The sequence below is a fragment of the Paenibacillus sp. GCM10027626 genome, assembly GCF_042676285.1.
GTDB lineage: Bacteria > Bacillota > Bacilli > Paenibacillales > Paenibacillaceae > Paenibacillus_Z.
Map to the genome: position 1 here is coordinate 231494 of NZ_JBHTHC010000010.1, position 12373 is coordinate 243866.

Consider the following 12373-nt stretch of genomic DNA (forward strand, 5'->3'; position numbering starts at 1 on the left):
GGACAAGCCGGTCGCAGCTTGCCCTTTCGGCTCATTGATTTTCAGGCTATGAAATAAGCTTCGTCCGCTCGGCCTTTTCGGCTACACGCTTCGTATACGAGCTTAAAGGTTTTTTTAATGCCAATGCTACTACATAGCAAATACCGATAAAAATGAACAGATACATGACATCCTTCCAAACGATCCCCCAATTGATGCCGCCCACCGCTTCCCGCATCAGACCAACCGCGTACGTAAACGGCATAAACGGATTTAGCGTCTGGAAAAACGTTGAGGTCATCGTGATCGGGAATGTGCCTCCGGAACTCGAGAACTGCAGCACAAGAAAAATGATCGCAAGTCCCTTGCCAATATTGCCGAATACCGATACAAGCGTATAGGTAATCGTAATGAACACACTGCCGATCAATATCGCAAAGACGATGAACCAGACTTTATTGGCAACATACGTGCCTAATAACAGCAAATCGCCGCTCGTAACGATAATCGCCTGAAATATGCCGATCACCAAAAAGATGCAAAGCCGGCCAAAATAAATTTCATAGCTCTTGTACGTCCTTCCCTCCGCCGCTTCCGGTTCGACCCGCAGCATCGAGATCAGCAGCATCGCTCCAACCCACAGTGACAGCGTCGTATAAAACGGCGACATCGCCGAGCCATAGTTCGGAATCGGATACAGGCGATGCTCGTTGATTGAAACAGGTGAGGCAAGGAAGTCGCTTTCCTTCTCAATATCGGTCTTGAGCAGCTTTAGCAGCATATCAAGGCTTTCGCCCTTGCTCAGCTCGCGAATGCGGTCCGCCGTCTTGTGTACCGCCTGTTCAAACTCCGGCATTTCGTTGCGGACAAGCGAGGCTACATCGTGGATTGCCTTTTCCACCTCCGGCAGCTTCGTCTTATACAAATCCGCCACCTTATGCAATTGCTGTTCCGCGGTCGGAAGGTCGTTCCTGACAAAGGTCGCTGCTTCATGGACCTTGCTCTCCACCTTCGGCAAGTCATTTTTTACAAATGGCGCAGCCTTATTCAAAGCATCGGTAAAAGCCTTCATTTTGGTATCGATCGTTTGCGCGGCAGCATGCAGTCGTGCACGCGCCTCCGGCAAGCCCTTCTGCACCTTATCCAATCCCGATTGCGCGTAATCGATGCCGGATTGAGCATCCAGCAAAATTTGCTTAATATCCGGAAATTTCGCCTGCAATTTTTGCAGCACATCTGACGATTGTTCGGAAATTGTCAGCAATTGGTCTAAAGCTTTATTAACGGCAGGCGTTATTTCATTATCGAAGGTATTCAAAAAGTTGGCCAGCATCAACATGGCGTCTTTGGACAATGTATTCAAATTGTTTACGAGCGTCTCCGCCGGCTGCTGGCCTTGGCGAATCGCTTGCGATATTTTATTGATCGTCGAAATTTGACCTTTCAAATTGGTGTTAATCTTGTTCAACTGATCGATTTTGGAGGACAGTCCGCCATTCGGCAAATGATTGTTAAGCGTAGTGAGCAGGCCGATCATTCGTTCCAAAGCTTGCTGCGCCTTGGACAGGCGGTTCGCCAACACGTCCATAGCCTTCAGCACCGGCTCCGGATCAATGTCCGCATTTTTCAATAAGGACGTAATTTGCTGCACCGCATCAGCCGTCTGCATGATCAAAATCACATTTTGCTTCATTACAGGAATCAACGAATCGAATGCAGCCCCGGTATTATGCAAATATTGCTGCATATCATCAGCGAAAGCCCCGCCTGTAGCCGCAATTGTCTCCAGCTTAGGCAGTGTTTCAAGTGCCGTGCCGACAATATCGTGCGCAGCCTTCGCGTCGGCGATCGCTTTGTCCAGCGCTTTCTCAATGGCATCATAATTTTTGTCGAGCTCTTTCACACGCTCCGCCGTTTGCTGGATTTCCGGCATTTTTTTCTGAATGACCAGCACTTCCTGCGCAGCTTCCATTACAAGCGGCCACCGCTCTTCGATTTTGAGAATCGTATCTCCGGCTTTATTAATTTCCGGGATCATCGTTTCCAACGTCAAAATTTTATCGGTCTGCTTGCGAATGTCCGGCCATTTGGCTTCCAGATCCAGCGCCTTGTCGCCAATTTCCTCAATTTCCGGCAGCCGGCTTTCCAGCTCCAAAATCCGCGCCTCCATCTTGCGCAAAGTCGGAAGCTGCCGCTCAATTTGCAGCCCTTCCTCCTTCATCCGCGCCAGCACGGTTTCACTAACGGTTTTGATAAAGTTTTGGCTAATTTGCGACGATACGCTGGAGGCTCCCTTCTCTGTTATTTTCGGGGCGACCGCGTTCAGCTTTTCATTAACGGTATACTCGATTTCTGGTTTTTGTATATTGCCCTCGATTACACTTGCAATATTGCGTGAAAAATCGGCCGGGATCAACAAGCTGGCATAATAATCTCCATGCTCTAAGCCGCGGCGCGCTTCCTCGGCTGATACGAACGTCCAGCCGAGATTTGTATTTTTGCGCAAGCTTTCAACAACCTCATCCCCGATATTAAACGATTTCCCTTTAATCTCCGTCCCCTCGTCCTGACTGGTGACCGCGATTTTAATGCCAGAAGTATTTTTATAGGGATCCCACATTGCTTCTAAATTAATCCATGCATAGATGGAAGGTAAAAATGCCAGTGCGATCATTAGCAGCAGGCCTGTCGGATTTTTTCCGATATTGACTAAATCTGTTTTGAATATATGTAAAATATTTTTCATGTAAACTTCAACTCCACCTTTTGCGGCATTCCACCTGTATTAATGTATCCTGCGTCCATCATTCCAATACGATGAATATAATCTATTATTTCCCATAAGTTTGTGCTATGATTTTGAAAGAGCTCGTTCTAGCTCGTCACTATATAATAATAAAGAGGTGTCTAGATTTGAAAAGATTGTCTATCACAGTTGTAATTGCTAGTTTATTAGCGGCTCTCCTCATTCCTGCTGCGGCATTTGCGCATTCGGGAAGGCTGGACAGCAACGGCGGTCACAACTGCTCAGAAAAATCCAAGCGCAAAGGACTGTGCACCGGCTACCACTATCATCGGGGCCCAAACGCCACTTCATCTAAACCTAAGGCCAGTTCGTCTACTACAAAGAAAAAATCAACGACCACAACCGCGGCCGCGCCAAAGCCTAAAGCAAAACCGGCCTCCCCTGTAACCGATAAAGGGGTCGAATACAGCAGCCTCAATACAACGCTGAAGCTCGATAACAAAGCGGCAGCGACAGACAAGAAACTGGTCTCCGTTCAAAATAATACTTATATCTATGTAAGGGATTTTGCCAAAGTATTCAATTTAACTTTAGATACAGACAAATCCAAGAATATCATTTTATCAAAGAAAGGATATTCTTTAAAGATCCACACGAGTACGAACAAAATCGATCTGAACGGCAAATATTCCGGGTTCAACTCCGTCACCATTGGCGGTCTCACTTATTTGCCGCTGCGCTTTGCCGTCCAGTCCACCGGGGCTTCCATTTCGAAAGCCGATGGAGAAACTGTACATATCAGCTCCAAAGCTGTAAAAGCTAAATAATAGGCCTTCCAGTGACCTAGATTCGAGATTCGCAAGAAATTGTTGTAGAAAAGAGTCAATTTCATAATGATGCAGACAAATAAATTTGCTTTGCTCAACATCTAGCCTTGATTACAGCGGCCAGCGGTATTATGGAATTGACTCGAATATCCTTGACAGATCGTTCTTTGGCCGACTACCTACATAAAACCCAGTTAGTTTAAGGCCCAGCCAAATTTCTACGTCATTTTCCCCCTTTCCTTTTGCCGGAGAATATTGCAAAAACCTGCAGGGCTGTTGCAAATCATGCCTTAGGCAGCCCGTTTCCCCCTCACTTCCATACCACCTTCTCGCCATAATCCTTGCCCCAGCTGTACATCATCTGCAGAATCGGCATTAAGCTTTCGCCGTAAGAAGTAAGCGAATATTCAACGCGCGGCGGTACCTCCGCATATACTTTTCGCGAAACAAGCTGATCCTCCTCCAGCTCGCGCAATTGATTGGTCAGCATTTTCTGCGTAATCGAGGGGATCCTTTTCTTCAGCTCGCTAAAGCGCTTTGTTCCCTCAAGCCCCAAATGCCATAATATAATGAGCTTCCATTTTCCGCCAATGACAGCAAGCGTCAGCTCCTTCTCGCAATTGATTTCCTTTAAATTGATTCGCTCCTTCAATTCATTCGCCATTATGCGCTCCCTCCTATTTTTATCGCTCTCTTTATCCCTTGAATTCTCTCAATAGTATCCTTACGGTAACTACATCACTTCAAAGTGCGTACTTCCTCAATTGAAACTCAAGAATTAGAATAAAGCGTGTTACAAAAAAACACAACACCTGAATTACATTTTATCTGAAGGAGCGAATATAAAATGGAACTGCAATTGGCACTCGACCTGGTCAACATCCCGGAAGCGAAGGAAGTGGTAAAAGAGGTCGAATCCTACATTGATATTGTAGAAATTGGCACGCCTGTCGTCATTAACGAAGGCTTGCATGCCGTTAAAGCAATTAAAGAAGCTTTCCCAAACCTGAAGGTTCTGGCTGATCTGAAAATTATGGATGCCGGCGGCTATGAAGTGATGAAAGCCTCCGAAGCCGGAGCCGACATTATTACAGTGCTTGGTGTATCTGACGACTCTACCATTCGCGGCGCTGTAGAGGAAGCGCGCAAGCAAGGCCGCAAAATTATGGTCGATATGATTAACGTCCCCGACATCGAGGCGCGCGCACTGCAAATTGACGCGATGGGCGTTGACTACATCTGTGTACATTCCGGCTATGACCATCAAGCTGACGGCAAGAACTCTTTCGAGGATTTGGCTGCCATCAAGCGCGTCGTCAAGCAGGCCAAAACGGCGATTGCCGGCGGCATCAAGCTCGATACACTGCCGGAAGTCATCCAGGCCCAGCCCGACCTCGTAATCGTCGGCGGCGGCATTACCGGAGCGGCAGACAAAAAAGAAACCGCTCAGCAAATGCGGCAGCTCGTTGCTCAAGGAAACTGAACAATGACAAAGCTGGCCGCACTAACTGCGATTACTCATAGTATTATTCATGAGCTGAATGTCACAGTGAAATCCATCCCTGAAGACGATATTGAGCAGCTAATCGACCAGATCGCGGCAGCAAAACGGATCTTCGTCGCCGGAGCCGGACGCTCTGGACTGATGATGCGGGCCTTCGCAATGCGCTTGATGCATAGCGGCCTGCAGGTGCATGTTGTCGGCGATACGACGACCCCGGGGCTGGAAGCGGATGATCTGCTCATTATCGGTTCCGGATCCGGTGAAACCGGCAGTCTCGTCAATATGGCGTCTAAGGCAAAGAAGCTGAACGCCCAGGTCGCCATCGCCACCGTACGCCCGGAATCGACGATCGGCAAACTGGCCGATACCGTCATTCTGGTGCCCGCTGCTGCTAAAGAAGGCAGCACCGGTAGCGGCGCCGGCAGCGGCATCACGACGATTCAGCCTATGGGTTCTCTGTTCGAGCAAAGCCTGCTGCTGCTGTTCGATGCCATTGTCCTCCGCTATATGGAGCGGATGAACATCGATGCTGCGGCTATGTTCGGGCGGCATGCTAACTTGGAATAACTGACTACATGCCAAGAAGCCTCCATCATTGCAGATTGGAGGCTTCTTGGAGTTCTCTATTATCGTCTAAAATGCTTGTAAACCTGGTGTTGTCTTCGTCTCAGAACTCCGGTATGCTCCCCCATTGCTTGCTGCGGGCCGATTGTTCAATAGCTGTCAGCACCAACTGATTGCGTATGCCATCATCGAAATTAGGTGAAGGGCTGTAACCGCCGGCAATGCCCTGCATCAAATCGCTTATCAGGTTGATGAAGGTATGCTCATAGCCGATAATATGCCCGGGCGGCCAATATGCTCCGGCAAAAGGGTGCTCCGGCTCCGTGCAATTGATTGTTCGGAAGCCTTGCATGCCGCGCTCATCCTCATCCAAATATAAATGGAGGTTGTTCATGTTCTCCATATCCCAGCGGAGCGAGCCCTTTGATCCGTTTATTTCCAGGGTATTTCCATTGCGATTGCCCTTGCCAAACCGGGTGGCCTCGAAGACGCCCAATGCACCGCTTGCAAAACGTGCCAGAAAGGCTACGGCATCATCGACGTCAACCTCCCCATATTCGGCGGTTCCGCTGGCCGCCGCCTGCAAGCCGCCGGACATCTCGCCAAGGGGCCGTTGTTTGATAAAGGTCTCCATCATACCGGACACTTCTGTCATCTCACCGACAAGATAACGCGCCAAATCAATCGAATGCGCCATTAAATCGCCATGCGTTCCTGAGCCGCATACTTCTTTGCGCAAACGCCACACGAGCGGAAACTGCGGGTCCATAATCCAATCCTGCAAATAGGTCGCGCGCATATGATAGATCGTTCCGAGCCTGCCTCCGTCGATCAGCTTCTTCGCATAGCGGATAGCCGGTACGTAGCGGTAGTTATGACAAATCATGTGCACGATTCCCGCCTTGTGAGCCGCCTGCTGCATGCGGACCGCTTCCTCCATATTCATACATAGTGGCTTTTCGCAAAGAATATGTTTCCCTGCTTCCGCTGCCGCAATCGCGATCTCCGCATGGGTGTTGTTCGGCGAACCGATGTCGATCAAATCAATATCGTCGCGTTCAAGCAAACGGCGCCAATCAGTCTCGTACGAAGACCATCCCAGCTTCTCCGCAGCCGCCTTCACGCCCGCTTCGTCGCGCCCGGCAATTGCCTGCATGACAGGCTCGGCATCTGAATCGAAAAAGAACGGCAGGTTCCGGTATGCAAGACTGTGCGCCTTGCCCATAAATTTATATCCAATCATGCCGACACGCACTTTCTTTTTGCTCCGCCCCATAGACGCCTCCTGTTCCGAAGTTTTCAGAAATGTATCAGCCTAATAAATGATTGATCATATACCGGTCAAGCTCCTCATAATCCATATCCAGCCGCCTTGCCGCCAGTTCTTCCTTATCCAGCGATCTCGCTTTCTCAACCAGCCGCTCCACGACAAATAATGAATTGGCCAAATGTTTGTAAGCTTTCTCATCGCTTTGCGTACGAAGCGCTTTCACATCTAGTCCGACATATTCGCCGTTCTGCCCATAATCGTTGTCCAGAAGTACGCGAACCTGATTGAATGCCTGCCGCAAATTGACTGAGCCGAACGAGCGGTCCTGGTCAAACTTCAGCCCGTTCTGATCATTAAGATGAACGCCCCACAGCTTTTTCTGTGCCAGGGCAAACGCCATATCGTCCGCCGGATCGATCCCCGCCAGGAGCGAATGCGCCGATTCAATAAGGACGCCAACCCGGCCCGGATCGCTCGTAACATGGCTGAGGGCCAAGGCATGGCCCACGGTCGGGATAAACGATTTGTCGACCGGCTCATTCGGCTTCGGCTCGATCAAGATGCGTATATCCTTGTTATATTCCAGCATCCGGTTGATCGCTTCCGCTAAATATTCGAACGATCTCACGGCACACTTGCTCTCCGGCACAAAATTGCCCTCCCGCGCCAGCCACAGCACAATAAGGTTCGTGCCCAGCTCTCCGGCAATGTCAATCGCCCGTTTGCTGCGTTCATCCGCATATTCACGCAATTGCTTCAGGTTCGCGGTGTAAGCTCCGTCGCGCGTCCTGGCATCCTCCCACAAACGGGGGGCGATGAACTCTGCCGCCAACCCGGCAGCGTCGAGCTCGCGCTTCAGCTCCCGCGCTTTGACGCGCAACGTCGCATCGTCGTAATCGTGAATGTTCGGAACGGCATCGTCATCATGCAGCTGGATCGCATCAAAGCCGATCTCCTTCATCATTTCCAGTTTGCGGGCGAACGGCACTTCCCGCCGAATCGGCGGGCCGAACGGGTCCGCTCCAGTGTGGATATTCCACGGTCCTACCGAATAACGAAATGTTTTGGAGCTCGTTTTCATATCGGTTATAAATCCTCCTCGTAAATAAGTGTTATTCAGCGCGTCATAGACACGCTCTTATTCCAGCATCGCAGACACTTTGCGAATCGCCGCGATGGCGTCACCGCAATCTTCATCCGTCAGACTCTGATGCAGACTGATCGAGACTGCGCGGCTAAGCCAGTCGAGCGTATTCGGGCACATATCCGGCGAATAGTGCACGTTGCCTTTGTAGCTGGCGCAAGTCCACGGCGTTTCGCGTTCCGACGCGCCGCGTTTTTCTAATATATACGTCCAGTTTTTAAAAATATGGCGATCGGCGAAGCCATTGTTGTCGATCGTCCCGTTCGGGATCCCTTCCGCTGCCAGCAGGCTGGAGAATTGGCCCGCCATCTCCGCATTCGGGAGAAAAAAGACAAGACTATATCCGCAATCGCCTTCTGGATCGGACAGCCGCTGCAGCTTCAACAACTGTATATCCTGAATGCCTTCCACAATCGTTTTTTTAATATGCCGCAATCGGGAAATCACGGCATCAATTCTCTGAGATTGCGCCAATCCCATTGCTGCGTTAAGCTCGCTCATGCGGTAATTTTGCCCGGGAAACAGCTCGACCTCCGGATACTGCCGCGTTCCCCAAAATCCGTATGCGGAATCATGATAAATACTTGCACGCGCATAAACGGTATCCGAATTGGTCGCGACCATACCGCCTTCGCCGGCCGTGATCAGCTTAAACTGCTGAAAGCTGAAGCAGCCCGCATCGCCGATCGAGCCAAGCTGTTTCCCTTTGTAGGCGCCGCCGTTCGCTTGGGCGACATCTTCAATGACAATCAATCCATGTTTATGGGCGATTGCCATAATTTCATCCATTTGACAAGGAAAGCCTTTCATATGAACCGGTACGACCGCCTTCGTATAAGGTGTTATCGCCGCTTCGAATGCTTGCGGATCCAAGGTTAGCGTATCGTCCACCTCAACGATAACCGGAACGGCGCCGGCGATCAGGACAGCCGATGCGGTCGCAATATAGGTATATGCCGGCACAATGACTTCATCCCCCGGCCCGATGCCGGCGCCGATCATTGCGGCGATCAGCGCGGAAGTGCCGGCATTAACGGCAAGACAGTGGCGCACGTTCAGCCGCTGGCGGTAAAGCTCTTCGAGCCTCGCGGTTTCCGACTCCTCCTGATTGCCGTAAAAACGGAACACCCGCTTCTTGTCGATGACCTGCAGCACATACTCCTTTTCCGTATCGTCAAACTCCTCCGAGCTTAGAAAAGGCGGCGCCCACGGCTTCGTACGTACAGGCGTTTGATCATGATTTATTTTCATAGGTTGTTATCTCTCCTTTTACCTGATGATTTCATTACTGGCTCACCGAAACGCCCTGAATCGGAATCCCCAATTGCTGCTCCACAAAATCGCGGCAAATTTCCAGACTGCGGTATGGCGTGCTCGTCGACTGGTCAATTTCTACTGTCATCCAGCCGGTATAGCCGATCTCCATCAGCGCCTGGATAATCGGCTGGAAGTTAATCGGTCCCAGACCGAGCTCGCAAAATACAGGCAGCGCTTCATTGCCCAGCAGCATCGGAAAATCTTCCTTGCGTGCATCCTCCGGCATCAAATCCTTCAGATGGACATAGGCGACCCGCTCCTTGTAACGGCGGATCATTTCCGCCGCATCCATCCCTGCTCCCGTCAAATGCGCGGTGTCCGGCGCAAAAAATACCGTTTCCGGGTCGCACATCTCCATAATCGCATCCAGCTCATTCTCGTCCTGCAGCTCCGTCCACAAATGCGGATGGACGCAAGCCTTCACGCCCAACTCCAGCGTCCGCTTCGCCGCTTCGCTGATCGTCTCCGCCGCTGTCTTCAGCTCGTCAAGCGTCGCAGCGGCGTTGCGCGGTCCGCCCGGACCGAATACAAGATGGCCGGCGCCGCAGGCCGCAGCCACTTTTGCCAGCCGGACGTTGTAATCGATAATGCTTTGCCGGCTTGCCGGATCGCTGAATCTGCGGCCGCTTTCGCCCGAAGCCCCGCCGTATAAAGCGCTCATGATAAGTCCATGGCGATCAAGCAGTTCCTTTAACTCATCGGGCCGGTCGGCGTACTGCAAAGCAAAGCTTGGCCACGGCTCCATCGCCCGAAAACCGAGCCGCGCCGCCTCCTCCATCGCCTTTATATGCTCCTGCCCCCATGTAATCGCATGGACCGATATTTTTCCGGCAAATTTGCTCATTTCCCCTTCTGCTCCTCTCGTTTTCCCTCGTTGGATGCCTTATTGCCGCAGCTGCTGCAATACCTCTGCACAAGCGCTAACAAATCGGTCGCAAGCCTGGTCCGTAAATGGTGTCGTACTCATCTCGTAGCCACCCAGCCCGTCATAAAAGGCCTCATAAGTCGGAAGATAGCCGGCGTACCCGTTGGCGCAGGCGGAGAACAGCGTGTATGGAAATTGGGAGGCTGGCCGCAGCTGCCCGACATACCCGTTAAAAATTTCTCCGCTGACTGCTAGCAGCGCAATATCGCCAATGCGGATTCCCATTAACGTAACGTCTATTTCCGGACGGTGATAGGTTTCGCGTGCAGGCAAAGCGACCGTTGCCTGCTTCGCCGCCAGCGGCACTTCCCGAATTTCGCGCAAATGCTGCATCGCCGCGGCAATATCGGTGTACAATTGCTGCGCGTTCTGCTGGACCAACGGGTACGTATCTTCCCCGCTGCCCGATGTTGGTCCGCATACACGCGGTCCCACATCTCCTTGAAAGCCTTGAATAAACAAGGAAATGAAGCCGTTCCCCTGCTCGCGCTCCAGCTTTTCCATCGCCAGCCCCACCATCTCTGCACTTACCCGGTTCGGCGGATTCCATAACACCGTTGGGTGAACGGCATAGTTCACGAAGCTGCCGAGCGCCTCCCCCTGCATCGTTCGAAACAGCACGACATGGAGCGACTTGTCGATCGGTATATCCTCATTCGCCTTCAAGTACGGCCTGCGGGCAACGGCAAGACCGCTGCTGCCAGTGCCTATACTGACAGTAACCGGAACGAGACGCTTCGCCAATTCGGCAATTTCGGCCTGGATACGGGCTGTATATTTCTTCGGGAAATGAGCGGGCGCGCTATGGGTATGGGTGGCATGGACAGAAATGCACGCTTCGCCCGTCCCGGCCGCCTCCGCCCAAGATCGCCTCGTTCCCGGCGGAAACGTATTGACAAACCCGCGATAGATCCATTTGCGCTCGCCCGGATCGGGCACCGCTACAAAGTCTTCATTCGTCAGGCCGCAATCGACACTTACAATAACCGTTCGGCACCGGCCGTCGTCAAGCATCGCGATTCTTGCGTACAGATCATCCAAAATTCCGGTTTCCGGGTCGGCCACATATAATTCAGGGTCATACCCTTGCAGCGGAGCCGTCTCTTCCGGCGTAATGTTCACTTTACCAAATGCGGCCCTTAACACAGATGCCATCATCATCACCATCCCTTAATTGCAATATAATTTATTTTTTAAATTATATCAAGATGTTTTTCGGAATATATTTTTAAAAATTAATAAATATAGAGCTAATCAACCTTTTACCGCCCCTGCCGTAACCCCTTCAATAAACTTTTCCCTCGCAAACAAAAAGACGATAAATAACGGAACAAACGATAAAAACGTCGCTGCCATAATCGTCCCGGACGAGTTCGACTCATATGTTTTCATGCCGGCAATTCCGACAGGGAGCGTCTGCATCGTCACATCTGTCGTAATGACAAGCGGCCATATCAGGCTTCCCCAATTGCCAACAAAGTGGAAAATGGCCAGCACGCCTAATGAGGGGCCAGTAATTGGCAAAATAATTTTGAAAAATGTACCGTAATCGCTGCAGCCATCCAGCTTTGCCGATTCCTCCAGCTCCTTCGGAAGCACTTGAATAAACTGCCGCATCAAAAAGACGCCGAAAGCACTGGCGACCGTCGGAAAGATCAGCCCCATATAGGAATTCGTCCAGCCCAGCTTATCGACAATCAAAAAGCTGGGAATCAAGCTGACGATCCCCGGCACCATCATGGTGGACATAATCAGCATAAACAAAATCGTTTTGCCCGGAAACGCCCTTCTCGCAAACGCATATCCGGCCATCGCGCATATCAATAAGCTCAAAATCGTACTAATTCCAGCTACAATAACACTGTTCAAAAACCATTTGTCAAAATGGTAGGTCGTTCCGGCAAACAGCTCCAAATAGTTGGCAAAGCTCCCGTCATCCGGCCACAGCTTCGGAGGGTAGGTCAGCACATTCGTCGTCTCCCGGAACGATGAGACAAACAGCAGCCAGACGGGCAGAACAATGCCGCAAACGGCCGACAGCAGCACGACAGCTTTCAGAAACGATAATACATAGTGAGTTTTTTGCATCTGCATCAC

The 12373-nt window shown here is 51.0% G+C and carries 11 protein-coding genes; 3 read left to right on the plus strand and 8 right to left on the minus strand.

What is annotated here, in order from left to right:
- Window positions 1–46 precede the first annotated feature (46 nt).
- Window positions 47–2725 (minus strand): YhgE/Pip domain-containing protein, encoded by a 2679-nt coding sequence (locus tag ACFQ0N_RS20715; RefSeq protein ID WP_379329695.1) that lies wholly within the window; start codon window positions 2723–2725, stop codon window positions 47–49.
- Between the two features lie 167 nt (window positions 2726–2892).
- Here ACFQ0N_RS20715 and ACFQ0N_RS20720 point away from each other — a divergent pair, with 167 nt between their 5' ends.
- A complete protein-coding gene (locus ACFQ0N_RS20720) occupies window positions 2893–3552 on the plus strand; it encodes a YHYH domain-containing protein (protein WP_379329697.1) in 660 nt (219 codons plus the stop codon).
- 310 nt (window positions 3553–3862) lie between these two features.
- On the opposite strand, the gene ACFQ0N_RS20725 is transcribed toward ACFQ0N_RS20720, so the two are convergent.
- A complete protein-coding gene (locus tag ACFQ0N_RS20725) occupies window positions 3863–4216 on the minus strand; it encodes a winged helix-turn-helix transcriptional regulator (RefSeq protein WP_379329699.1) in 354 nt (117 codons plus the stop codon).
- 183 nt (window positions 4217–4399) lie between these two features.
- Here ACFQ0N_RS20725 and hxlA point away from each other — a divergent pair, with 183 nt between their 5' ends.
- Window positions 4400–5035 carry a 3-hexulose-6-phosphate synthase gene (hxlA, locus tag ACFQ0N_RS20730; RefSeq protein ID WP_379329701.1) on the plus strand — a complete coding sequence of 212 codons (636 nt, stop codon included), beginning with the start codon at window positions 4400–4402 and terminating at the stop codon, window positions 5033–5035.
- A 3-nt stretch (window positions 5036–5038) separates the two neighbouring features.
- Window positions 5039–5623, plus strand: coding sequence for a 6-phospho-3-hexuloisomerase (hxlB, locus tag ACFQ0N_RS20735; protein ID WP_379329703.1), 585 nt, complete (start codon window positions 5039–5041; stop codon window positions 5621–5623).
- A gap of 100 nt (window positions 5624–5723) precedes the next feature.
- On the opposite strand, the gene ACFQ0N_RS20740 is transcribed toward hxlB, so the two are convergent.
- The 6 genes from ACFQ0N_RS20740 to ACFQ0N_RS20765 all read right to left on the minus strand — a co-directional run bounded on the left by ACFQ0N_RS20740 (window position 5724) and on the right by ACFQ0N_RS20765 (window position 12364).
- On the minus strand, window positions 5724–6896 hold the full coding sequence (locus ACFQ0N_RS20740) for a Gfo/Idh/MocA family protein (protein ID WP_379329705.1): 1173 nt from the start codon (window positions 6894–6896) through the stop codon (window positions 5724–5726).
- Between the two features lie 34 nt (window positions 6897–6930).
- Entirely contained in the window at window positions 6931–7971 is a 1041-nt protein-coding gene (locus ACFQ0N_RS20745; RefSeq protein ID WP_379329707.1) for a TIM barrel protein, read from the minus strand.
- 57 nt (window positions 7972–8028) lie between these two features.
- On the minus strand, window positions 8029–9285 hold the full coding sequence (locus ACFQ0N_RS20750) for a DegT/DnrJ/EryC1/StrS family aminotransferase (protein ID WP_379329709.1): 1257 nt from the start codon (window positions 9283–9285) through the stop codon (window positions 8029–8031).
- A gap of 34 nt (window positions 9286–9319) precedes the next feature.
- A complete protein-coding gene (locus ACFQ0N_RS20755) occupies window positions 9320–10195 on the minus strand; it encodes a sugar phosphate isomerase/epimerase family protein (RefSeq protein WP_379329711.1) in 876 nt (291 codons plus the stop codon).
- Between the two features lie 39 nt (window positions 10196–10234).
- Entirely contained in the window at window positions 10235–11431 is a 1197-nt protein-coding gene (locus tag ACFQ0N_RS20760; protein ID WP_379329713.1) for a hypothetical protein, read from the minus strand.
- A 99-nt stretch (window positions 11432–11530) separates the two neighbouring features.
- The gene (locus ACFQ0N_RS20765; RefSeq protein ID WP_379329715.1) at window positions 11531–12364 is read right to left on the minus strand and encodes a carbohydrate ABC transporter permease; all 834 of its coding nucleotides are present in this window, start codon (window positions 12362–12364) and stop codon (window positions 11531–11533) included.
- Between the last annotated feature and the right edge of the window lie 9 nt (window positions 12365–12373).